The organism is Marinitoga arctica (assembly GCF_054657315.1).
The window spans coordinates 12,638-36,847 of record NZ_BAAHYY010000022.1 but is presented as its reverse complement, the minus strand read 5'-3'; the positions used below and the strand labels follow the sequence as shown (position 1 = coordinate 36,847).

The 24,210-nt window shown below is 26.9% G+C and carries 22 protein-coding genes and 1 pseudogene; 21 read left to right on the top strand and 2 right to left on the bottom strand.

The genetic code is table 11. From position 1 onward, the window contains the following. Positions 1-179: 179 nt before the first annotated feature. The 15 genes and pseudogenes from ACYQ44_RS07190 (at position 180) to ACYQ44_RS07115 (ending at position 16,451) form a co-directional block, all read left to right on the top strand. Positions 180-521, top strand: a complete 342-nt coding sequence (locus tag ACYQ44_RS07190; RefSeq protein ID WP_459996295.1) for an Asp23/Gls24 family envelope stress response protein — start codon at positions 180-182, stop codon at positions 519-521. Between the two features lie 13 nt (positions 522-534). Continuing rightward, on the top strand, positions 535-2,175 hold the full coding sequence (locus tag ACYQ44_RS07185) for a DAK2 domain-containing protein (RefSeq protein ID WP_459996293.1): 1,641 nt from the start codon (positions 535-537) through the stop codon (positions 2,173-2,175). 12 nt (positions 2,176-2,187) lie between these two features. Next, complete coding sequence (locus tag ACYQ44_RS07180; protein WP_459996291.1) at positions 2,188-3,045, top strand: glycine--tRNA ligase subunit alpha; 858 nt, start codon at positions 2,188-2,190, stop codon at positions 3,043-3,045. After that, positions 3,038-5,071, top strand: coding sequence for a glycine--tRNA ligase subunit beta (gene glyS, locus ACYQ44_RS07175; RefSeq protein ID WP_459996290.1), 2,034 nt, complete (start codon positions 3,038-3,040; stop codon positions 5,069-5,071). The genes ACYQ44_RS07180 and glyS overlap by 8 nt, the downstream gene beginning before the upstream one ends. Positions 5,072-5,384: 313 nt before the next feature. Next, positions 5,385-6,506, top strand: coding sequence for a TM0106 family RecB-like putative nuclease (locus ACYQ44_RS07170; protein ID WP_459996289.1), 1,122 nt, complete (start codon positions 5,385-5,387; stop codon positions 6,504-6,506). After that, complete coding sequence (gene era, locus ACYQ44_RS07165) at positions 6,503-7,405, top strand: GTPase Era (RefSeq protein ID WP_459996288.1); 903 nt, start codon at positions 6,503-6,505, stop codon at positions 7,403-7,405. The genes ACYQ44_RS07170 and era overlap by 4 nt, the downstream gene beginning before the upstream one ends. A 141-nt stretch (positions 7,406-7,546) precedes the next feature. After that, positions 7,547-8,880: pseudogene (locus ACYQ44_RS07160) on the top strand (sugar transferase). After that, positions 8,877-9,053, top strand: a complete 177-nt coding sequence (locus tag ACYQ44_RS07150; RefSeq protein WP_459996283.1) for a hypothetical protein — start codon at positions 8,877-8,879, stop codon at positions 9,051-9,053. Before ACYQ44_RS07160 ends, ACYQ44_RS07150 begins: the two are co-directional and overlap by 4 nt. Before the next feature lie 49 nt (positions 9,054-9,102). After that, positions 9,103-9,903 (top strand): glycosyltransferase, encoded by an 801-nt coding sequence (locus ACYQ44_RS07145; protein ID WP_459996282.1) that lies wholly within the window; start codon positions 9,103-9,105, stop codon positions 9,901-9,903. 55 nt (positions 9,904-9,958) lie between these two features. Further along, on the top strand, positions 9,959-10,966 hold the full coding sequence (locus tag ACYQ44_RS07140; RefSeq protein ID WP_459996281.1) for a GDP-mannose 4,6-dehydratase: 1,008 nt from the start codon (positions 9,959-9,961) through the stop codon (positions 10,964-10,966). Between the two features lie 71 nt (positions 10,967-11,037). Further along, positions 11,038-12,204: a nucleotide sugar dehydrogenase gene (locus ACYQ44_RS07135; protein WP_459996280.1), complete on the top strand. Its 1,167-nt coding sequence runs from the start codon at positions 11,038-11,040 to the stop codon at positions 12,202-12,204. Next, positions 12,191-13,135 (top strand): alpha-1,2-fucosyltransferase, encoded by a 945-nt coding sequence (locus ACYQ44_RS07130; protein WP_459996278.1) that lies wholly within the window; start codon positions 12,191-12,193, stop codon positions 13,133-13,135. The genes ACYQ44_RS07135 and ACYQ44_RS07130 overlap by 14 nt, the downstream gene beginning before the upstream one ends. Further along, on the top strand, positions 13,132-14,292 hold the full coding sequence (gene gmd / locus ACYQ44_RS07125; RefSeq protein ID WP_459996277.1) for a GDP-mannose 4,6-dehydratase: 1,161 nt from the start codon (positions 13,132-13,134) through the stop codon (positions 14,290-14,292). Before ACYQ44_RS07130 ends, gmd begins: the two co-directional genes overlap by 4 nt. Positions 14,293-14,337: 45 nt before the next feature. After that, positions 14,338-15,285: a GDP-L-fucose synthase family protein gene (locus ACYQ44_RS07120; RefSeq protein WP_459996276.1), complete on the top strand. Its 948-nt coding sequence runs from the start codon at positions 14,338-14,340 to the stop codon at positions 15,283-15,285. Beyond that, on the top strand, positions 15,282-16,451 hold the full coding sequence (locus ACYQ44_RS07115) for a DegT/DnrJ/EryC1/StrS family aminotransferase (RefSeq protein WP_459996274.1): 1,170 nt from the start codon (positions 15,282-15,284) through the stop codon (positions 16,449-16,451). The genes ACYQ44_RS07120 and ACYQ44_RS07115 overlap by 4 nt, the downstream gene beginning before the upstream one ends. Positions 16,452-16,889: 438 nt before the next feature. On the opposite strand, the gene ACYQ44_RS07110 is transcribed toward ACYQ44_RS07115, so the two are convergent. Beyond that, positions 16,890-17,216, bottom strand: a complete 327-nt coding sequence (locus tag ACYQ44_RS07110) for a DDE-type integrase/transposase/recombinase (protein ID WP_459996297.1) — start codon at positions 17,214-17,216, stop codon at positions 16,890-16,892. Positions 17,217-17,889: 673 nt separating this feature from the next. Next, entirely contained in the window at positions 17,890-18,129 is a 240-nt protein-coding gene (locus tag ACYQ44_RS07105) for a hypothetical protein (RefSeq protein ID WP_459996273.1), read from the bottom strand. 131 nt (positions 18,130-18,260) lie between these two features. On the opposite strand from ACYQ44_RS07105, the gene ACYQ44_RS07100 reads away from it, so the two are divergent. The 6 genes from ACYQ44_RS07100 to rfbD all read left to right on the top strand — a co-directional run bounded on the left by ACYQ44_RS07100 (position 18,261) and on the right by rfbD (position 24,189). Further along, positions 18,261-19,244: a glycosyltransferase family 2 protein gene (locus ACYQ44_RS07100; protein ID WP_459996272.1), complete on the top strand. Its 984-nt coding sequence runs from the start codon at positions 18,261-18,263 to the stop codon at positions 19,242-19,244. Between the two features lie 70 nt (positions 19,245-19,314). Then, positions 19,315-20,496, top strand: coding sequence for a hypothetical protein (locus ACYQ44_RS07095; RefSeq protein ID WP_459996270.1), 1,182 nt, complete (start codon positions 19,315-19,317; stop codon positions 20,494-20,496). Between the two features lie 343 nt (positions 20,497-20,839). Next, on the top strand, positions 20,840-21,721 hold the full coding sequence (gene rfbA / locus ACYQ44_RS07090; protein ID WP_459996269.1) for a glucose-1-phosphate thymidylyltransferase RfbA: 882 nt from the start codon (positions 20,840-20,842) through the stop codon (positions 21,719-21,721). 11 nt (positions 21,722-21,732) lie between these two features. After that, positions 21,733-22,314 (top strand): dTDP-4-dehydrorhamnose 3,5-epimerase, encoded by a 582-nt coding sequence (gene rfbC / locus ACYQ44_RS07085; protein ID WP_459996268.1) that lies wholly within the window; start codon positions 21,733-21,735, stop codon positions 22,312-22,314. Beyond that, entirely contained in the window at positions 22,311-23,330 is a 1,020-nt protein-coding gene (rfbB, locus tag ACYQ44_RS07080; RefSeq protein WP_459996267.1) for a dTDP-glucose 4,6-dehydratase, read from the top strand. The genes rfbC and rfbB overlap by 4 nt, the downstream gene beginning before the upstream one ends. Then, positions 23,305-24,189, top strand: coding sequence for a dTDP-4-dehydrorhamnose reductase (gene rfbD / locus ACYQ44_RS07075; RefSeq protein WP_459996266.1), 885 nt, complete (start codon positions 23,305-23,307; stop codon positions 24,187-24,189). The genes rfbB and rfbD overlap by 26 nt, the downstream gene beginning before the upstream one ends. Positions 24,190-24,210: the final 21 nt, after the last annotated feature.

The following is a 24,210-nucleotide window of genomic DNA, read 5'->3' as shown; positions in this document are numbered from 1 at the left end:
AGACTAAAAGAGGGATGGTTAATAATATACTCAGATACAATAAAAGATTTTGAATATATAACCGAAAAAGAAAATGGAGTCAAATTACATATATGGTTCATAAAAACAAATTTTGAAAATCCATCAAAAATAAATTAAAAAAGAATAATTATAAAGAAAATAACCTTGGAGGTGTTAATATGATAGTTGAAACAGAATTAGGTACAGTTACTATAAAACCAGAAGTATTTACAGAAATAGTATATAGAGCAGCATTAGAATCATATGGTACAGTGGATATAGGAAAAGGGGGCTTTTTGAATAAACTAACATCAATGCTTCAAAAACCACAGGAAAAAGGTGTTGAAGTAATAGAGGAAAATAATAGGGTAACGATAAACCTATACATCTATATGGAATACGGTTTACCTTTAAAAAGAGTAGCTGCAAATGCTCAGGAAAATGTCTATCACAGAATAAAGGAAGCCTTGGGGGATGTCGATGTAGTAGTTAATGTAAAAGTCGTAGGAATAAAATCATAAAGAGGTGAATGAAATGACAGAAATAAAGGCTAAAGACTTTTATGTGGCATTCAAAAAGGCTGCCGAAACATTGTTGGTAAACAAAGATGAAATAAATGCATTAAATGTATTCCCTGTTCCAGATGGAGATACTGGTTCAAATATGACATCAGGTATGTTAGAAGCTTGTGAATGGCTAGATAAAGTAAAAAACAAAGATAAATTAAAAGATGTAATGAAAAATATGAGAGATGGCCTTTTAATGGGTGCAAGAGGAAATTCAGGTGTTATCCTATCACAAATATTCAGAGGATTCACCGAAACACTTGAAAATAAAGAGACAGTAACAACAAAAGATTTCATAGAAGCATTAAAAAATGCCAAAGAAATAGCCTACCATGCTGTAATAAAACCTGTAGAAGGAACAATGCTAACATTAATAAGAAAATTGGCAGAAAGAGCAGAAAATGAATTATCAGATATAGAAGATTTTAAAGAATTCTTAGATAAATTATATATAATTTCAGAAGAAATAGTAGAAGAAACACCAAAATACCTAAAAAAATTAAGAGATGCAAATGTTGTAGATGCTGGCGCTAAAGGCGTAAGTTATATAATAAAAGGGTTCAGAGATGCAATACATGGCGATACAGAAGTGAATTTAAAAGAAATAGAAAGTGCAACACCAGAAGAAATACGCGAAATAGCATATGAAGAAATAAAATTCCAATACTGTACAGAATGTGTATTAAAATTAACAGATCCAGAAATATCAAAAGATGATATAAATAAAATAAGGGCATTTTTAGAAGAATTAGGAGACTCAATAGTATTAGTTCATCAAGGTGATTTCTTAAAAACACATGTTCATACAAACAGACCAGGAAAAGTATTCGAAGAATTCCTAAACTATGGAGAATTATACAAAGTAAAAGTAGACAACATGAAAGTACAACACGAACATGTTGTGGAATCAGCAAAAGAAGAAGAAATGGAAGAAGAAAAATCAAACAATGAAAATTGGGGAATAATAACAGTATCACCAGGAGAAGGATTAACAAAAATCTTCAAAAGTCTTGGTGTAGATAAGGTTATACATGGCGGACAAACAATGAACCCAAGCGTAAAAGATTTCATGGACGCTATAGAAACATTACCTCAAAAGAAAATATTAATATTACCAAATAATCCAAATATAATATTAACAGCAGAAAAAGTAGCAGATATGGTTGAAGATAAAGAAGTACTTGTAATAAAAACAAAATATGTTCAAGAAGGCGTTTCTGCATTATTAGCATTTGATGATAACATGAGTTATGAAGAATTAAAAGAAGCAATAGAATCAGAAATATCAGGAATATTACCAATACAGGTAACATATGCAATAAGAGATTCAGAAATAGCTGGAGAAGAAATCAAAAAAGATGAATATCTTGTATTTGTAGGAAAAGAATTAAAAGCACATGGATTTGACTTAAATGAAGCAGTATTAAAGGTATTAAAAGAAAAAATCAACGATGGCTATGAAATAATGACAATTTTCTATGGTAAAGATATTGAAATAAAAACAGCCGAATTAATAGCAAATGAATTAATGGAAGAATATCCTGATTTAGAAGTAGAAATACACAATGGTGGACAACCGCATTACCCATTATTAATCTCACTGGAATAGGGAGGAATTGACTTGTATATACAGGATTTAATATTAAAATTAGATAAATTCTGGTCAGAATACGGTTGCGTAATAGACCAACCATATGATATGGAAATGGGCGCAGGTACATATCACCCATCAACATTTTTTAAAACACTTGGTGAAGAACCATTTAACATTGCATTTGTTCAGCCAAGCAGAAGACCAACAGATGGAAGATACGGAGAAAACCCAAACAGAATGCAAAGATTTCACCAATATCAAGTAATATTAAAACCATCGCCAAAAAATTCTCAAGAAATATATATAGAATCATTAAAAGCAATAGGAATAGATCCATTAGAACATGATATAAGATTCGTAGAAGACAATTGGGAATCACCAACATTAGGCGCATGGGGAATAGGTTGGGAAGTATGGCTTGACGGTATGGAAATCACACAATTCACATATTTCCAACAAATGGGAGGAATCCCATTAAAACCAATTTCCTTAGAAATCACATATGGTATAGAAAGATTAGCCATGTATTTACAAGGAAAAGACAATGTATATGAAACAATGTGGAATAAAGACGTTCCATATGGAAAATTATTCAAAGAAAATGAAAGACAATTTTCTATATTCAACTTTGAAAAAGCCAACATAGAAACATTATATAATCTATTTAACACATACAAAAATGAATTTGAAGCATTAATAGAAGAAGGATTATACTTACCAGCATATGATTATCTTGTAAAAGCTGCACATTCTTTTAATCTACTTGATGCAAGAAATGCCATAAGCGTTAATGAAAGACAAAAATATATATTATTAATAAGGGATATGGCAAGAAAAACAGCCCGTACATATTTAGACGCAATAGGGGGCGATGAAAATGATTAAATCAATACTTGAAATAGGCGTTGAAGAATTACCATCAAGTGAATATGAAAATATAATACAACAATTACATACATATACAGAAGAAGAATTAAAAAACAGAAATATATCCTATTCCAGACTCCAGGTGTTTATAGCACCAAGAAGATTTGGATTATTATTAGAAGGATTACCAGAAAAAGAACCAGATAGAATAATAGAAAGAAAAGGTCCTGCAAAAAAGGTTTCATTTGATGAAAATGGAACCCCAACAAAGCCGTATCAAGGTTTTTTAAGGTCATTACAAAATGAAAATTATGAAATAGAAGAAAGGGTAATAAAAGGCAACACATACATATTTGCCATAATAAAAAAAGAAGGTAAAAAGATTTCAGAAAGTCTTGCAGAAATATACCCAACAATAATAAAAAAATTAAAATTCAAAAAACCAATGCGCTGGGGCAATGGTGATTATGAGTTTATAAGACCTGTACATTGGATATTAGCATTATTGGATTATGAAATAATAGACTTTGAAATATTTGGTATAAACTCATCAAGAAAAACATATGGCCATAGATTTCTTGGTAAAGGAGAAATCTCAATAACACACCCAGACAATTATTTTGACGATTTAAGAGAAAACTTCGTTATAGCAGATTACAACGAAAGAAAAGAAAGAATAATAAAAGAATTAGAAAAAGTAGCAACAAATAATGAATTAGAAATAGAAAAAGACGAAGAATTAATAAACGAAATCACACAATTAACAGAATATCCTAGTGCTGTAGTGGGAAAATTCAATGAAGAATACCTTTCTTTACCAGAAGAGGTAATAAAAATCACAGTAAAACATCACCAAAGAAGTTTTGTTGCAAAAAAGGAAAATAAAATATCTAATTATTATATAGCCTTCCAAGATGGATTAACAGAAGAAGGAAATGTAACAAATGGATATTCAAGAGTAATAAACGCAAGGCTTGACGATGCAAAATTCTATTACGAAGAAGACCTTAACACATCACAAGACACATATTTATCAAAATTAAATGAAATAACATATCAAGCAGGGTTAGGTACATATTTAGACAAAGTAAAAGCATTAAAAGAAATATCAAAATTAATAGCAGAAAAATTAAATTACAAAAATGAAAACCTATTAACAGCAGCAGAATTATCAAAAATAGATATACCAACACATATTGTATATGAATTCCCTGAATTACAGGGAACAATGGGAAGAATATACTTAAAACATCACAACTTTCCTGAAGACATTTATATTGTTCCAGAAGAACATTATAAACCAGTAGAAGAAAATGATGAATTGCCAACAGAATTAAATTCATTAATAGTATCATTAGCAGATAAATTATTTGACATTGTTGGATTTTTTGGCATAAAAAAAATACCAACAGGTTCAAAGGATCCATTTGCACTTAGAAGAAAAGCATATGGCATATTAAGAATATTAATAGAAAACAATTGGGATATAGACCTGAACGAAATAATGAAAGAAATTGCTAAAATAATAAATGTAGAATATTTAGAAAATGAAATAGCCGATTTCTTTAAAGGTAGATTTGAAACATATCTTTCTAAAAAAGATATAACAACTGATGTAATAAACACTGTAACAGTAAACTGGAATAAACCATTAAGAGCATTATTATCAGCACAGGCATTAAATGACGTTGTAAATTCAGAAGACTTTAAAGTATTCATAAAAACATTTCAAAGAGTGCAAAATATTTCAAGGAAACACAATTCTTTAAAATATGACGGCAGACTTTTCAAAGAAGAAGCAGAAAAAGAACTATTTGACAAATATTTAACTGTTAAAGGAAAAATGGAAGAAAAAATAGAACATTTAAACTACGATGAAGCAATTGATGAATTGCTAAAATTAAGAAACAGCATAGACAATTATTTTGATAATGTTTTTGTTATGGATAAAGATGAAAGCATAAGAATGAACAGGCTTGGATTTTTAAAGAATGTTGCTAATTTGTTTTTGGAATTTGGCGATATAGAAAAATTATATAGTTAAGTATATTAATTTTTTAAATCATATTTACGTAAATTGATAACTTCAGAACACAATACTCTCGCAGTATTTTTTGAGATTATTAGTTTTTTTTACTTTTATATGTAGCAAAGGCTTGAAAATTCCCGAATGAAAGGATTACGTGAGCCGTCAAAATCACACGGATGTGATTTTGAGCGCAGCCGAGCATGGATGTGAGTCTAAGCAACGGCGGCAAGTAATCCTGTAATGAGGAAAAAGAATTTTCCGCCTGAGTGAATATAAAGTAAAAAAATCAACTAAAAAATTAAAAGCAGATAGAAGTGGAGCTGGAAAAATGAAACTAGACCTATTAAATTTTCGCAACATAAAAAAATGTCAATTCTTTGTCCCAATTTACAAAAGACCAACAAACTACATTCAACTAAAATACGAAGGAGTTGACATCATAGCCAGCTATGATGATTATGACCATAGAAGAAAAACAATAAAAATATCAAGAGAATCAAGAAAATTAAAATTAAACCATATATACCATATAATAGCTGTATATCTTTACTTTAAAAACAAAGATAAAGAAGTAAGAGGAGTAGAAGTAACACTAGAAAATAAAGTGCATTATTTCTCTGAAAGATGGATATTAAGAAAATTACCATTGCTAAAAAAAGAAATAGAAAATTTTAAAATTCCAAAAGAAAAGACTCCAGGAAATTATTGTAAATTCTGTAAAATAAAATCACAATGCCATCAGGAGTTTATAAAAAAAGGCGATATATCTGTTGTACCAGGAATATCAAGAACATATTTAAACCTTTTAAAAGATTTAAATATAAATCCAATAAAAGCTGTAGAATCAAACAAAATTGAACAAGTGCCACCACAATTTAGAAAACCATTATATAATCTAAAATCATTATTGATAAATGAACCGATAATTATAAACAAATTTGAAATACCCAAAAAATATATAGTATATGATGTAGAAACATATAGAGACCTTGATTTTCTTCATGGAATTTTAATAAAAGGCAAATACAAGCCATTTTTAAATGTTGAAAATACTGATGATAATCTTGAAAGATTCCTACAGTTCATAGATTCCACAAAAGAAATGATAGTGCATTATGATGTATATGATATAAAAAGATTGCAAATGATAACAAAAAATATCTCTCATTTATATAAATATCTATACAAAATAGAAGACAGATCATATGACCTATACGAAAAAATACAAAAAAATGTGGCATTGCCTGTTACATCATATTCATTAAAAGACATAAGCAAATACTTTGGTTACAAATGGCAAACAGATTTAAACGGTTATGCCATATTTATAGAATACAAAAATTATCTAAGAGGTCACAAAGAAAGTTTAGAAAAAATCATCAAATACAACGAAGATGATTGCCGTTCAACGGCAATGATATTAGAAAAACTCAGGGAGTTGATGAAATGAAAAGTGGTTTCGTAGCAGTAGCTGGAAAACCAAATGTAGGAAAATCAACATTAATAAACGCTTTAATGAAAAGAAAAGTTGTTATAGTTTCAGATAAGCCACAAACAACAAGAAACAGGGTAAATTGTATACTCAATACACAAGATGCACAAATTGTATTAGTAGACACGCCAGGTATTCACAAACCATTGCATAAATTTGGCGAATATATGGTGAAAATAGCCATAAACGCATTAAAAGGTCAAGACCTAATATTGTTTTTAATAGATCCAATAGACAAAGTTAGAGAATCAGATTTAAACATAGCAAAGATAATAAAAGAATCAAAAATTCCAACAATATTATTAATAAACAAAATAGATGCAGCAACACAAGAACAAATAAAAGAAGCAGAAAGAAGAATAAAAACAGTATTAGATGAAAACTCAAATGTAATTGCTGAATTTAAAATCTCTGCATTAACAGGCCAAAACCTTTCTGAATTATTGCAAACTATAACAGAAAATCTTCCAGAAGGACCGCAATATTACCCAGAAGATATGGCAACCGATAGGCCATTAGCTTTTATGATTTCAGAATTAATAAGGGAAAAAATATTTCATCTCACATCAGAAGAAATCCCCCACTCCACAGCAGTAGTTGTTGAAGAAATAACAAATAAAGAGGATTTGGTTTACATAAGAGCAGAAATTTACGTTGAAAGGCAATCACAAAAAGGAATAATCATAGGTCAAAAAGGAAGAATGATAAAAAAGATAGGTATGCTTGCAAGAAAAGATATAGAAATGTTATTAGATGACAAAGTATATCTTGATCTATATGTTAAAGTAAAAGACAAATGGAGACAAAAGGATTCAATAATAATGAATACAATAGGCTTAAAAAACGACTTAGAATAAAAATCGATATTAACTCCAAATGAAATTAATATATCACTTGATATATTAATAAAAAAAAAAAAACAATTAACAACTTCGACAAAGTATTGAAATTAAAAATAATTTGATGTATAATTCAGTAATGGAAAAGGACACGAGGAGATGAACACATTGCTAAATAAAATACCTAAAATTATAGATATAGTTCTTATGCTTTTAATTAATTTAATATTATTAAACAATCCATGGTATATATCTATAATTGTTTCTGTTTTTTATTTTCTTGGTATTTATTCATTCAGATTATATGATTTAGAAACAATGCAATCATTAAATGATTCTGTTATTAGAATAACGGCAGGATTTTTTCTTGGAACTATTTTAGTTTTATTTGTCTATCCATTCTTCGACACGCATATAAATAGATATTTGTTTATAAACAACGCTTTCTATATGGTTATATTCTTTCCTTTTATTCATAAGATAGAATATTTATTGTTTAAAAACAATAAGCTAGAAAAGAAATATCTTGTAATAGGGAAAAAAGATGAAATAGGGCATATATTAAAAGAAATAGAAGAAAAGACATTGTATAAGCTAAGGTTTGTGGAATACATAAATCCATCACCAAATAAATTAGATGAGTTAATAAAGAGTAAATATGAAAAAGAAAGCTTAAATCATTTAAAAAAGTTTGTCTCATTTTTGGCAAAAGAGAACAATTCAGGATTTAATGCAATATTAGTAACCGATCCAAGATTAGAAGAGTTGGTAAAAGATCAAATAGAAAATTATAAATCTGATGGAATAGAAATAGAATATTTACCAAAATTAGCAGAAAAATATTTAAAAAGAATACCATTAGAAGTTGTTAAAAAATTCGAAGAATATTACACATTAATCTTTGAAGAAAACAAAGAATCACCTGCTAAAAGAATTTTAGATGTGTTTTCAGGAACTATATTAATGGTTATTTTTTCACCATTTATTATGATATTTTCATTATTAATATATCTTGAAGATGGAAATCCTATTATATTTACTCAAAAAAGAGTTGGTAAAAATGAAAAAACATTTACAATGAAAAAATTAAGATCATTAAAAAATATTGAAATTGATCCAAATAATCCAAATAAAAAAATTGACCAAGGAATATTAAAGGTCGGTAAAATAACAAGAAAATTTAGAATAGATGAATCAATACAATTTTTAAATGTAATTCAAGGAACAATGAGTTTAGTTGGCCCAAGGCCAGAAATGATGAATTTCATAATAAAATGAAAAAAGAAATAGCATTTTATACATACAGGTTAAAAGTCAAACCAGGAATTACAGGTTGGGCACAAATTAATTACAAACACACATCAACATTAGAAGATTACATTAAAAAAACAGAGTATGATTTATATTACATAAAAAATAGAAACATATTACTTGACTTAAGAATAATGCTATTAACAATAGAAACCATGTTAGGAATGAGGGGAGCTAGGTGAAAATATTATTTGTTACCCAACATTTTTATCCAGAACAATTTAGAATAAATGATATTTTTTTTGAATTGGCAAAAAGAGGGCATAAAGTTACTGTTTTAACTGGGCTTCCTAATTATCCAAGTGGCAAAATTCCTAAAGAATACAAATTTTTTAAAAATATAAAAAATCTATAAATTAACATTTTTTTAAAAAATGACATAGTAAAAATTGGAGTGTGAAAAAATGTCTCCTATGATATCAGTTGTGATGTCAGTATATAATTCCGAAAAATATTTAAACCAATCAATTGAAAGTATTTTAAATCAGACATATTCTAATTTTGAGTTTATTATTATAAATGACAATTCTATAGATAATAGTGAAAAAATAATTTTAGAATATAAAAAACAAGATAATAGAATAATTTATTTTAAAACTAACAACAATCTCGGATTAACTAAAAACTTAAACTATGGAATAAAAATTAGTACAGGTAAATTTATAGCTAGAATGGATGCAGATGATATAGCATTTCCGGAACGTTTTGAAAAACAAATATATAGGTTTAAAATGAATAAGAGATTGGATATTTTAGGAACTTGTGCGATAGATATTGATGAATATGGTAATGAAATTAATAAAAGAACCGTTCCACATAATTATAAAGAAATAATAAAGATGCTGCCAAAATTAGATCCGTTAATACATCCAACAGTTATGATGAAAAAAAGAAGTATAGAAAAAATAAATTATTATGATGAAAAATATAAAACTTCTCAAGATTATAACCTTTGGTTCAAAGCTATTGCTAATAATTTGTATATTGAGAATTTAAAAGATTTTCTTTTGTATTATAGGGTAGAAAGTAAATATAAAAAAAAGAGATCTCTAAAGTTTAGAATAAATGATATGATTTTGAGGTTTGAAGGATATAAAATGATAAAGTTACCAATATATAAATACTATTATATATTCATACCGATTATTTTGGGAATAACCCCTGATCCAATATATAGAATTTTAAAAAAATTTGATCCAAGATAAATAAGAGTTATAAAAAATAAATATAGTTAGAAATTTAGAAAGAAGGTTATTTAATATGCAAAAAATTTTAATAGCAGGCACGGCAGGTTTTATTGGATATTTTTTAGCTAAAAGACTTTTAGATAAAGGATATAATGTTATAGGTGTGGATAATATAAATGACTATTATGATGTTAATTTAAAATATGCAAGATTGGAAAACTTAAAAAAATATAATAATTTTGTATTTATTAAAGAAGATATATCAAATAAAGAAAGCGTAATGAGGATTTTTGAAAAATATAAGCCAGAGATAGTAATAAATTTAGCAGCGCAAGCTGGGGTTAGATATTCTATAGAAAATCCTGATGCATATATTACAAGTAATATAATAGGATTTTTTAATATTCTTGAAGCATGTAGATATTATCCAGTAAAACATTTAATATATGCCTCATCAAGTTCTGTATATGGAGCAAATAAAAAAGTTCCTTTTGAAGAAACAGATTTTGTAGATAACCCTGTATCCTTATATGCAGCAACAAAAAAATCAAATGAACTCATGGCTTATACATATAGTCATTTATATAAAATACCAGCAACTGGATTAAGATTCTTTACAGTATATGGCCCTTTTGGACGACCTGATATGGCATATTTTAGTTTTACAAATAAATATTTCAAAGGAGAACCAATAAGAATTTTTAATAATGGTGATTTTAAAAATGATTTATATCGAGATTTCACATATATAGATGATATTATATTAGGAATAGAAAAACTTATAGATAAACCTTCCAATGAAAAAGTGCCTCATCAAGTGTTTAACATTGGAAATAACAAACCCATAAAATTAATGACTTTTATAGAAACTCTTGAAAAATGTTTAAGCAGATCCTTAGGAAGAGAAGTGGAATTCGAAAAAATATTTGAACCAATTAAACCAGGAGATGTTCCAGCAACATATGCATCGACAGAAAGACTTAATAAAATAACAGGATTCAAACCAACAACTACAATTGAGGAGGGATTACAAAAATTTACAGATTGGTATGTTGAATATTATAAAGTAAATACTAAATAGATAGATAAGATAAGAAAAAAAGAAAGTAAAAACATTAAAATTATAATAAGCCAAACACCAGGAGGTCACAAATGAAAATAGCAGTAGCAGGGATGGGATATGTAGGATTATCATTAGCAGTATTATTATCACAGCATAATGAAGTAATAGCATTGGATATAGTAAAAGAAAAAGTTGAGATGGTAAATAATAAAATATCACCAATAGTAGACAAAGAAATAGAAGAATATCTAAAAACAAAAGAATTAAAATTAAAAGCAACAACAGATTCAAATGAAGCATATAAAGAAGCAGAATATATAATAATAGCAACACCAACAGATTATGATCCAGAAACAAACTATTTCAACACAAAAACAGTAGAAAGTGTAATAGAAACAGTATTAAAAATAAATCCAAAGGCAACGATGATAATAAAATCAACAGTACCAGTTGGATATACAAAACATATAAAAGAAAAATATAATACAAACAATATAATATTCTCACCAGAGTTCTTAAGAGAAGGGAAAGCATTATATGATAATTTATACCCTTCGAGAATAATAGTAGGAGAAAAATCCAAAAGAGCAGAAAAATTTGCAGAATTATTACTAGAAGGAGCAATAAAAAAAGAAGTACCAGTATTATACACAGATTCAACAGAAGCAGAAGCAATAAAACTATTTGCAAACACATATCTTGCAATGAGAGTAGCATTCTTCAATGAATTAGACACATATGCAGAAATAAGAGAATTAAACACAAAACAAATAATAGAAGGAGTATGTTTAGATCCAAGAATAGGAAATCATTACAACAATCCATCATTTGGATATGGTGGATATTGTTTACCAAAAGATACAAAACAATTATTGGCAAATTATAAAGATGTGCCATCAAACTTAATAGAAGCAATAGTAAAAGCAAACTCAACAAGAAAAGATCATATAGCAGAAATGATAATAAAAAAGAAACCAAAAATAGTAGGAATATACAGGTTAACAATGAAAACGGATTCAGACAATTTTAGACAATCAGCAGTACAAGGGGTAATGAAAAGAATAAAAGCAAAAGGAATAGAAGTAGTAGTATATGAACCAGCATTAAAAGAAGAAAAATTCTTTAATTCAAGAGTAGTAAGAGATATAAATAATTTTAAAAAAATATCAGATATAATAGTAGCAAATAGAATGTCTAAAGAATTAGAAGATGTAAAAGAAAAAGTTTATACGAGGGATTTATATGGAAGGGATTGAAAACAATACAAAATTTGTTAAATTTAAAGGTGGTTTAGGTAATCAGTTATTCCAATATTCATTTATGAGAAGATTAAATCTGATTTATAATTTCAAAGTTAAAGCAGATATGACATTTTTTGAAAATATAAAAAATGATAATATACGAGTTCCAAGAATTTTTGAATTAAATGTAAAATTAGAAATTGCAACAAAAAAAGAATTAGAAAATATATTCAAATTCAATAATAATAATAATAATAATAATAATAATAATTTTAAATCATTAAAATATAAATTTTTAATAACTTTTGAAGCATTATTTAATAGAAAATATTATTTTGAAAAAAATAGAAATTTTAGAAATATAGACAAAATAAAAAATTATACGTATTTTGATGGATATTGGCAATCATGGCGGTATTTAGAAGGAATTGAAAACTTTTTGAAGAAAGAAATAAAGCTAAAAAACGAGATGAGTATGAAAAATAAAAATTATGTAGAAAAAATTTCTAATGAGGAATCAGTATTTATAGGTGTAAGAAGAGGTGATTATGTTAGCTCAAAAAAAGTAAAAAAACATTATGGTACATTTGATGAAAGTTATTATAACAAAGCTATAGATGTTATAAAACAGGGAGTAAAAAATCCTAAATTTTATGTATTTTCAAATGATATAAATTGGGTAAAAAATAATATGAGATTTAATGAAAAGGTTATTTTTAGGGAAAAAGAAGAACAAACAACAGATTTAGAAGAGTTATTTGTTTTGTCCTCATTTAAACATGCTATAATTGTTAACAGCACCTTTTATTGGTGGGGAGCATGGTTGATAAACAATAAAAACAAAATTATAATAGCACCAAAAAAATGGTTTGGTGATGATACTCCTATTGACATAATTCCTCCAAATTGGATAAAAATGACTAGGGATGGTGAGGTAGTACAATGAAAACAGCAATAATAACAGGAATAACAGGTCAAGATGGTAGTTATTTAGCGGAATACTTGTTGGAAAAGGGATATATAGTACATGGTTTTATAAGAAGAGCAAGTAGTTTTAACACAAAAAGAATAGATCATTTATATAAAGATCCACATGAAAAAGATGTAAGGTTATTTCTCCATTATAATGACTTAACAGATTCAACAAATATAATAAGATTAATACAGCAAATACAACCAGATGAAATATATAATTTAGCAGCACAAAGTCATGTAAAAGTAAGTTTTGAATTACCAGAATACACAGCAAATTCTGATGCATTAGGAACATTAAGAATATTAGAAGCAATGCATTTACTTGGATTAGAAAAAAAAGTAAAATTCTATCAGGCAAGTACATCTGAACTATACGGAAAAGTACAAGAAATACCACAAAATGAAAAAACACCTTTTTATCCAAGAAGTCCATATGCAGTAGCAAAATTATATGCATATTGGATAACAGTAAATTACAGAGAAGCATATAATATGTTTGCATGTAATGGCATATTATTCAACCATGAATCAGAAAGAAGAGGAGAAACATTTGTAACAAGGAAAATAACAAGAGCAGCAACAAGAATATTCGTAGGAAATCAAAAAAAACTATATCTAGGTAATTTAAGTGCAAAAAGAGATTGGGGATATGCAAAAGACTATATAAAAGGAATGTGGATGATATTACAACAAGAAAAACCAGATGACTACGTATTAGCAACCGGAGAAACACATGAAGTAAGAGAATTCTGTGAAAAAACATTTAAAAACCTTGGAATAGAAATAAAATGGCAAGGAAAAGGAATAGAAGAAAAAGGAATAATAACAAAAATAGATAAAAACAAAACAAAAGAAATAATAGAAAAAATAAAATCAAAACATCCAGACCTAAAAAACTTTGAAATAAACACAGAACACTTAAAAGAAGGACAAGAAATAATAGCAGTAGATCCAAAATATTTTAGGCCAACAGAAGTAGAAATACTCCTTGGAGATCCAACAAAAGCAAAAGAAAAACTTGGATGGAAACCAGAAACAACATTTGAAGAACTAATACAAAAAATGACAGAATATGACCTAGGACTAGCAATAAAGGAAAAACATAGAAACGAATGGATAAAAGAATAAAAAGCAAAAGAAAAAATATACATAACAAAATAAGGGGATGTCAAAATGGAAAAAACAGCAAAAATATATGTAGCAGGCCACAGAGGACTAGTTGGATCTGCAATAGTTAGAAAACTAAAAAACTTAGGATATACAAACATAATAACAAGAACACACAAAGAATTAGATCTAACCAACCAAAAAGCAACAAGAGAATTCTTTGAAAAAGAAAAGCCAGAATACGTATTCTTAGCAGCAGCAAAGGTTGGTGGGATAAAAGCTAACATGAGTTATCCAGTTGAATTTTTATACGAAAATTTAATGATACAAAATAATGTCGTCAAAGCAGCTTATGATTATGGAGTTAAAAAACTTGTATTCCTGGGCAGTTCATGTATATATCCACGAGAATGTCCCCAACCAATGAAAGAAGACTATTTGCTTAGTGGAAAATTAGAACCAACTAATGAAGGTTATGCTTTGGCAAAAATAGCAGGGTTAAGATTATGCGAATATTATAATAAAGAATATAATACTAATTTTATGAGCGTGATGCCCTCAAATGTTTATGGTCCAGGAGATAAATTTTATTCTGAAGAGTCTCATGTTATATCAGCGTTGATAACAAAATTTCACGATGCAAAAATAAACAATAAACCATATGTTGAAGTGTGGGGAACAGGAAATGCGCGTAGAGAATTTTTATTTGTTGAAGATTTAGCCGATGCTATTATATTTTTAATAAAAAATACCGAAATCAAAGAATTTATAAATATAGGAACAGGTTATGATATAAGTATAAAAGAACTTGCAAGATTAATAAAAAATATAGTTGGATATACTGGACATATCAAATTTGATAATACAAAACCTGATGGAATGCCACAAAAACTATTAGATGTATCAAAGATTCATAATTTAGGTTGGAAACATAAAGTTGATTTAGAAGAAGGAATTAAAAAAACCTATCAGTGGTTTCTAGAAAATTATCAAAAGGAAGGTAATAAGAGATGAAAAGTTTTTATTATGAATTATCAGATGACACATGGGGAAAGGAAGAAGTTGAAGCTATTTTAGCAGTTATAGATTCTCGAAAATTCACAATGGGAGAAAAAACGAAGGTGTTTGAAAAAAAGTTTGCTGAATATTTTGGTAGTAAATATGCAATTATGGTTAATTCGGGATCTTCAGCAAACTTATTATCAATAGCAGCATTAGTATATTCTGGTAAATTAAAAGCTGGTGATGAAGTTATAGTTCCATCAGTTTCATGGAGTACAACATATTATCCGTTATTTCAATTTAATTTAAAATTAAAATATGTTGATATAGATTTTGAAACTCTTAATATTGATACAAATGAACTAAAGAGAGCAATTACTGAAAAAACCAAAGCTATATTTGCAGTAAATTTATTGGGAAATCCAAATGATTTTGATGAGATTATAAATATATGTAAAAAACACGATTTAATATTAATAGAAGATAATTGCGAATCAATGGGAGCAAAATATAAGGGAAAATACACAGGAACATTTGGTAAAATAGGAACATTTTCAACCTTTTATTCACATCATATTTCAACAATGGAAGGTGGAGTAGTAGTAACAGATGACGAAGAATTATATCATTATATGCTTGCTATAAGAGCACACGGATGGACAAGAAATTTACCTGAAAATAGTGTAATATACAACAAAAATAAAGATGAATTCTATGAAATGTTTAATTTTGTTGTACCCGGTTTTAATTTAAGACCATTGGAAATAGAAGCGGCAATTGGAATTGAACAATTAAAAAAATTGGATACTTTTATAGAAAATAGAAGAAAAAATGCTGAATATTTTATAAATGAGATCAAGCATATGAAAAATTATTCAACACAAAAAGAAGTAGGAGAAAGTTCGTGGTTTGGCTTTCCGATTATATTAATCGATGAGTTATATGGAAAAAGAAATATAGTAATAAAGAAATTAAGAGAAAACAATGTAGAAGTAAGACCTATTGTAGCTGGAAATTTTACTAAAAATAAAGTAATAGATTATATGAATTATGAAATATATGGTGAACTAAAAAATGCAGATTATATCCATGAAAATGGATTATTTATAGGCAATCATTCTATCATAGAGTTTGAAAGATTAAAATATATAATAGATATTTTAAAAAATAATGTATGAGAAAGTTCGAAGCTCTATCGTAATTTTATTTGAATGTTAAGTTAATATTTGAGTTCTAGTTAGCATACTTTTACCTAATCTAGAGGACTCAGCCTAATTTTAACTAAGAAATAGCCTTTTAAGCCATTTTCTCCTTTTTTTAATAATTTTAGTGCTTTGTTTTCATTTTCTTGTGGAGTTATGTAATCAATTGAAATTTGTATTCTTTTTCGGTTGTAGAATAACTCTATACAGCTTTTCTTTGAAAAGCAAATGATGTATAAAAAATTTTTGTAAATACACTAAAATATTATTTCATAATATTTTTATTTTTACTTCTTCAAATGTTTTGTATTTATTTACGTGTATTCCTTCTTTTTTAATTATTGAATGATATGATTTAATGAATGCTTTTCTTGATTCTTAACCAAGAAAAGCATTAAGAATTAATATCAAATCCTAGAATCTGCGAAGCATGTTAGGGTTATTTTTGTATCCGAATTCATGAATAATATTAAGTTCATTCATAAATATATCAGTAATGTTGGCTTTGAATTGAGGGCCATTATCAGTTCTAATAATCAAATTTTGAGGAGTAGCATTTCTAAATTTAATAGCCTGTTTAACAGTATTGATAAAATCTTTAGCTTTAATTGAGTTGCCAATATAAACACCAACAATTGACCTATCAAAAGCATCAATAATACTTAGAATACCAACAAATCCATTAGCTTTAGTAAAAACAAATTTAATATCAGCTTCCCAATACTGATTAGGACCGGTAATATTATGATTTTTAGGTCTTTTTTTAGGATGTTTTGAATGACGATGATAATTTCGAGTTAAATTAAGTTCTTTTCTTAATCTATGAATTTTTTTGTGATTAATAATAATACCGTATTTTGTTTAAATACAACTGCAAGTTTCTTAGATCTCAGAGTTTTGTAAAAAAACTCTGGGTTAGAAGGATCATCAATTGATAACAAATCAACAAGTAGCTTTTTATATGATCATCATAAACCTTTTCACCTTTAGTATTCAAAGAATAACCTTTAAAATATTTATTTTTCCTACAATAACGATTAACTACAAAAAACAATCTTGATTTAAAATAAAAAGTGCTACGTTTAATTTATAACGATTAAGTATATAGTCTAAAGAAACACCAAAATGAGTATATTTATTAATAATCAGCAAATCGCCAATAAAAGTTACTTTCTTTGTTGTCGTTTTTTTTCAAAAAATTAATTTCATCCTCTTGTATTTTAATAAGAAGTTCTTTTTTCAAGAAGAAGTCGTTCATAATATTTAAGTTTTTTCTCTAAAGCAACAGAGTCATTAGTATTATCTGAACTAGACTTGATAATACCAGTAGATTCGTATATAACAGAAGCTCTTGCTTCGTAAAAAAATAAATAAAAATTATATAAAAACAGAAAAAGAAAATAATAAAAATCATTCAGCTTGTGCAGCATGATTTAGAAATATCAGAAATCATAGAACTAGGACGACCTTTTTTAGAATAAAATATATTGTCATCATAATCAGAATCTTTATATTTTTTTACACATCTTGCAAAAATAGAATCAGGAATAGAGTATTTTACACAAATATCTCTTTGAGTTAAAGAATCATCAGAAAGATATTTTTTAACAACAGATAACTTAAATTCTGGTTCATAGTTAGTTCGTTTTCTCATTAAAAAATACCCCTTTCTTTTTTCAATTTTATGATATCACTTTCTTATTTTTTGTCCAAATCTTGTAGGGGGTGAATATGTTTAAGTAAAGAGTAGTATGGAAATTTTTTATGTGTATAGGTGGTGGAAAAATGATAAAAAAGTTGAAAAAAGACATAGATTTATTGGTTATAACTATAAATTATAACTCATCAAAATTAACAATAAATTCAATTAAATCATTTATTGAAAATCATAATAATTTATTATATCAAATAATAGTTGTAGATAATAATTCTTCAATAGAGGATTATGGGAACTTATCATTATTGGAAAAAGAATTTAAAAATATAAATATAATTAGATCAAAAGAAAATTTGGGATTTTCAAATGGAAACAATTTAGGATTAAAATATGCTTATGAAAGGTATAATTTTAGATACTTGTTGCTGATGAATAATGATGTTATGATTAAAACTAAAAATTTACTTAATAATTTAATAAATGATTTAGAAAAAAAAGGAAAAGAATATGTTATGGAAATGCCTTTGATTAACAATCTAAAACAAAAAAAGAAAGTAGAAAAACAGGTTCAAATTCGAAAACTCCCTAATTTAAAGAATTCAATTATTATTTCAAGTCCTATATTAAAACGATTATTTTTTCATATAACAAATGATTTTATTTATAAATCAAAAATGCCTTTTAAGAAAAGCGTAGATGCTTATGTCCTTTCAGGTGCATTTCTTTTAATAGCAAATGATTTTATGAAAAAAATTAAGTTTTTTGATTCGAATACATTTTTATATAGCGAAGAGTATATTATTGGTTATCAAATGAAAAAATATGGTTATAAAGGTTTTTTAAATGCAAATTATACTGTTGATCATATTCAAGGAGGATCTTCAGAAAATAAACGATTTTCAGGTTTTTTGTTTTACCATAAGTATAAAAGTTTTTTGATTTTTTTAAAAAAGTATTTAAAAGCAGGCCATATCTATATTTTCATATATAAGATACAAAAAATTTTAGAAGCGTTGTTATTAGATTTTATATTAAATAAAAATATAAGAGAATTTATAAAATTTATTGAACTTATGGGTGAAAATAATGAGAAAAATAATTTATTTAAATAATTTTTTGATAATCGTGTTATTATTTATTTTTTTTAACTTGAAATTATTTTTTATCAATATTAACGATATAATGTATTACATTATATATGGTTTCTTATCAATAAATTCATTATGGACATTAAAAATGCTACTAGATTTTAAGATAAAAATTAAAAAAACATTATTAATTTATTATATATATATATTATTATTTTCGTTTATATGGGCAAGGAATTTAAATAATAGTTTTTCTTTCATTATGACGTATTTGTTATATTGGATTATCCCTTTTTATTTTTTGGGAAATTATAAAGATGTAAAAAGACTTTTGAATAATAAAATTGTAATAAATTTGAGTATTGCTGCTATTTTATTAAATGCTTTTTATGGATTATTACAATATTTCAATGTCATTCCTATAGAGAGATATGACTATGTATATGTGAATAATGTATTTTTATTCCGTATTAGTGGTTTAAGTGATTCTGTATTACTTTATGGTTATGGGTTAATTTTAGGCGTTATTATTTTTGATGAATACATTAATATTATTTTTAAGCTTATAATATTATTTTCTATGTTTTTGTCTTATTCTAGAGGAGCATACATTTTCTTTTTTATTTATATTATTTCTAAAATTCTTTTCTTTTTTTCGAATCATTATATATTGAAAAAAGTAAAAATTATTAAGTGGTTAGTAATAATAAATATAATATTAATATCATTAATTATTATATTTTTTTATTTGGAAATTATAAGTACTGATGTGATTGTAACATTTGTTAATAGATTTTTGGATATCTTTTCTACAAGTGATCGAAGTAATATAGGGAGATTTAATTTATGGGGAAAATCCTTTGAAGAGTTTATAAATAAGAATGTTTTTTTTAAACTAATCGGGACATATCCCGGTAATTATTCATCTGTTAATTTATTTATTAAATATGGTCATGTTTTGTTTGTAAATGAAAGTATGTATATTAAATATTTATTAGAAATAGGATTGATAGGTTTTTTAATAATTATATATGTTAATATTATATCTTTAAAAAAAGCCATTTCATTTAAAGATAAATATACAATTATATTATTATCTTTTTTTATTTCTCAAATCTTTTTGCAATTAAATGAAAGTGTTTTTTTTAATTATTTTTATTGGTATTCAATTTTTTACAATTTAAGTAAGAACAATTACGACTTGTCACCAGAAATTAAACAAAAAATAAGAAAACCTCATTTTTTCACAGAAATGAAAAAATCAGAAAAATTATAAGAAGAAATGAAATCATTGAAATTATCATTAATAAAATAAAAAACACAATCAGTAGTTAATTACTTTAAAGACCCACTTTGGATGGTCAAATCCAAGGTCTAAGATGATTATAGAAATAAATATAGGAAATATGATAATTATAAACATCATCAATGTTGTTAAAAGAAATATATTCAACAAATTATGTTTTTTCAAAAGGAATAAAAAAGAGGCGCTTTATATATAGAAATGCTTTAAACTCAACTAAAATATTATTAAATTATATAAATAATTATGATATAGAAAAATATAATTTTATAATAAAGTAGTTTTTAATAAAATATATAAAAAGTCAGGTGATACAATGCGTAAAGGAATAATCCTAGCCGGAGGGTCAGGAACAAGACTGTACCCATTAACATTAGTGACAAGCAAACAATTATTACCAATATACGACAAACCAATGATATATTACCCACTATCCACCCTTATGTTAGCTGGAATAAAAGATATATTAATAATATCAACACCACATGACTTACCAAACTTCAAAAAACTATTAGGAAATGGAAATCAATTTGGGATTAATTTAAGTTATGCAGAACAACCATCACCAGATGGATTAGCACAAGCATTCATAATAGGAGAAGAATTCATAGGAAATGATGAATGTGCAATGATACTTGGAGACAACATATTCTACGGACATAACCTAACAAAACTACTAAAAGAAGCAGCAGAAAACAAAGGAAGAGCAACAGTATTTGGATACTACGTAGATGATCCAGAAAGATTTGGCGTAGTTGAATTTGACAAAAATGGAAAAGCAATATCATTAGAAGAAAAACCAAAAGAACCAAAATCAAACTACGCAGTAACAGGACTATACTTCTATGATAAAAACGTAGCAAAATATGCAAAGCAATTAAAACCAAGTGCAAGAGGAGAATTAGAAATAACTGATTTAAATAGAATATACCTAGAAATGGGATTACTAGACGTAAAGATATTAGGAAGAGGATATGCATGGCTTGACACAGGAACAATGGACTCATTACTAGAAGCATCAGAATTTGTAAAAACAATACAAAAAAGACAAGGGATAGTAATATCAGCACCAGAAGAAATAGCATATCATAATGGATGGATAACAAAAGAAGAACTAATAAAAGCAGCAGAAAAATATGGAAAATCATCATATGGAAAACATCTAAAAAAAGTAGCAGAAGGAAGAATAATATACTAGGAGCTGGAAAAATGAAAATACAAGAAACAGAAATAAAAGGATTATACATAATAGAACCAACAGTATATGGAGACAATCGTGGATGGTTCATGGAAACATACTCAAAAAAAATCTTAAAAGAAAAAGGAATAAAAATAGATTTCGTTCAAGATAATCACTCATACTCAGCAAACAAAGGAACACTAAGAGGAATTCACTATCAAAACTACCCAATGGCACAAACAAAATTAATAAGATGTACAAAAGGAAAAATATTAGACATAGCAGTAGATTTAAGAAAAGGATCACCAACATACAAAAAATGGATAGCAATAGAATTAACAGAAGAAAACAAAAAACAACTACTAATACCCAAAGGATTTGGACATGGATTCCTAACATTAACAGATAACGTAGAAGTACAATACAAAGTAGATGAATATTACTCAAAAGAACATGACAGAAGCATAAAATACAACGACCCGGAAATAAACATAGATTGGAATTTAGAAAAATATGGAATAAAAGAACCAATACTATCAGAAAAAGACAAAAACGCACCATATTTAAAAAATAGCGATTGTAATTTCAAATATCAGGGGGATGAAAAATGAAAATACTAGTAACAGGAGGAGCAGGATTCATAGGAAGCAACTTCATATATTACATGCTAGAAAAATATCCAGAATACAAAATAGTATGTTTAGATAAATTAACATATGCAGGAAACCTATCGACATTAAAAAAAGCAATGGAAAATACAAACTTTAAATTCATAAAAGGAGATATAGCTGACAGAAACTTCATATATGATTTATTTGAAAAAGAAAAATTTGACATAGTAATAAACTTTGCAGCAGAATCACACGTAGATAGATCAATAGAAAATCCTGAAATATTCTTACAAACAAACGTAATAGGAACACAAGTATTAATGGATGCAAGTAGAAAAACGGGAGTAAAAAGATATCACCAAGTATCAACCGATGAAGTATATGGAGATTTACCATTAGACAGACCTGATTTATTCTTCACAGAAGAAACACCAATACACACATCATCACCATACTCTGCATCAAAAGCAGCAGCAGACTTATTAGTATTAGCCTATCACAGAACATACAAACTGCCAGTAACAATATCAAGATGTTCTAACAATTACGGGCCATATCACTTTCCAGAAAAACTAATACCATTAATGATAATAAGGGCATTAAACAATCAAACATTACCAGTATATGGAGACGGAAAAAATATAAGAGATTGGCTATATGTAAAAGATCATTGTATAGCAATAGACAAAATAATACACAAAGGAAAAGAAGGAGAAGTATACAACATAGGTGGTCATAATGAAAAAACAAACCTTGAAGTAGTAAAAACAATACTAAAAGAATTAAACAAACCAGAAGAATTAATAACCTTCGTAAAAGACAGACCCGGGCATGACAGAAGATATGCAATAGACCCAACAAAAATAAAAAATGAATTAGGATGGGAACCAACAACAACATTTGAAGAAGGAATAAAAAAGACAATAAAATGGTATATAGAAAACAAAAAATGGTGGGAAGAAATAATAAACGGAGAATATCAAAACTACTATGAAAAAATGTATGGCAACAGATAAAAACAGAGGTGTAAAAATGAAAGTATTAATAACAGGAGCAAATGGTCAATTAGGACAAGAATTTCAAAAACTATTTGAAAAAGAAAACATAGAATATATACCAACAGACCATAAAACATTAGACATAACAAAACTAAAAGACATAAGGGAACTAGTAAAAACAGAAAAAAATATAACGCATATAATAAACTGTGCAGCATATAATCAAGTAGACAAAGCAGAAGAAGAATGGGAAACAGCATATAATGTAAATGGATTAGCAGTAAGAAACCTATCAATAGTAGCAAATGAAATAAATGCAGAAATAATACATTACTCAACAGATTATGTATTTGATGGCAACAAAAAAGAACCATATACAATATATGATGAACCAAACCCAATAAACAAATATGGAGAAAGTAAAGTATTAGGAGAAATATTCATACAAAACATAGCAAACAAATATTATTTAATAAGAGTATCATGGGTATTTGGAATAGGAAACAACAACTTTGCAAAAAAAGTAATACAATGGAGCAAGAAAAACAAAATATTAAAAATAGCAGATGATGAAATAAGTGCGCCAACATATGCAGTAGATTTGGCCAAAGCAACATATATGTTGATAAAAGAAAGAGCATATGGGTTATATCACATAACAAACACAAAAGCAAGTAGATACGAATGGGCAGAATACATATTAAAAACAATAGACTGGAATGGTAAATTAGAAAGAGCAAGTAAAGACAACTTCGATTTACCAGCAAAAAGGCCAGGATACTCAGTACTAAATAATTTTGGATTAAAAGAAACAATAGGATATGAAATGCCTAATTGGAAAGATGCTACGAAAAGGTTTTTGGGGGAGATGGAGTAATAAAAAGAAAAAACTGAGGTG

Coding starts and splice junctions, on each gene's coding strand:
- ACYQ44_RS07190 (WP_459996295.1), top strand. CDS start 180: ATGATAGTTGAAACAGAATTAGGTACAGTTACTATAAAACCAGAAGTA.
- ACYQ44_RS07185 (WP_459996293.1), top strand. CDS start 535: ATGACAGAAATAAAGGCTAAAGACTTTTATGTGGCATTCAAAAAGGCT.
- glyS (WP_459996290.1), top strand. CDS start 3,038: ATGATTAAATCAATACTTGAAATAGGCGTTGAAGAATTACCATCAAGT.
- ACYQ44_RS07170 (WP_459996289.1), top strand. CDS start 5,385: ATGAAACTAGACCTATTAAATTTTCGCAACATAAAAAAATGTCAATTC.
- era (WP_459996288.1), top strand. CDS start 6,503: ATGAAAAGTGGTTTCGTAGCAGTAGCTGGAAAACCAAATGTAGGAAAA.
- ACYQ44_RS07145 (WP_459996282.1), top strand. CDS start 9,103: ATGTCTCCTATGATATCAGTTGTGATGTCAGTATATAATTCCGAAAAA.
- ACYQ44_RS07140 (WP_459996281.1), top strand. CDS start 9,959: ATGCAAAAAATTTTAATAGCAGGCACGGCAGGTTTTATTGGATATTTT.
- ACYQ44_RS07135 (WP_459996280.1), top strand. CDS start 11,038: ATGAAAATAGCAGTAGCAGGGATGGGATATGTAGGATTATCATTAGCA.
- ACYQ44_RS07130 (WP_459996278.1), top strand. CDS start 12,191: ATGGAAGGGATTGAAAACAATACAAAATTTGTTAAATTTAAAGGTGGT.
- gmd (WP_459996277.1), top strand. CDS start 13,132: ATGAAAACAGCAATAATAACAGGAATAACAGGTCAAGATGGTAGTTAT.
- ACYQ44_RS07120 (WP_459996276.1), top strand. CDS start 14,338: ATGGAAAAAACAGCAAAAATATATGTAGCAGGCCACAGAGGACTAGTT.
- ACYQ44_RS07115 (WP_459996274.1), top strand. CDS start 15,282: ATGAAAAGTTTTTATTATGAATTATCAGATGACACATGGGGAAAGGAA.
- ACYQ44_RS07105 (WP_459996273.1), bottom strand. CDS start 18,129: ATGAGAAAACGAACTAACTATGAACCAGAATTTAAGTTATCTGTTGTT.
- ACYQ44_RS07100 (WP_459996272.1), top strand. CDS start 18,261: ATGATAAAAAAGTTGAAAAAAGACATAGATTTATTGGTTATAACTATA.
- ACYQ44_RS07095 (WP_459996270.1), top strand. CDS start 19,315: ATGTATTACATTATATATGGTTTCTTATCAATAAATTCATTATGGACA.
- rfbA (WP_459996269.1), top strand. CDS start 20,840: ATGCGTAAAGGAATAATCCTAGCCGGAGGGTCAGGAACAAGACTGTAC.
- rfbC (WP_459996268.1), top strand. CDS start 21,733: ATGAAAATACAAGAAACAGAAATAAAAGGATTATACATAATAGAACCA.
- rfbB (WP_459996267.1), top strand. CDS start 22,311: ATGAAAATACTAGTAACAGGAGGAGCAGGATTCATAGGAAGCAACTTC.
- rfbD (WP_459996266.1), top strand. CDS start 23,305: ATGAAAAAATGTATGGCAACAGATAAAAACAGAGGTGTAAAAATGAAA.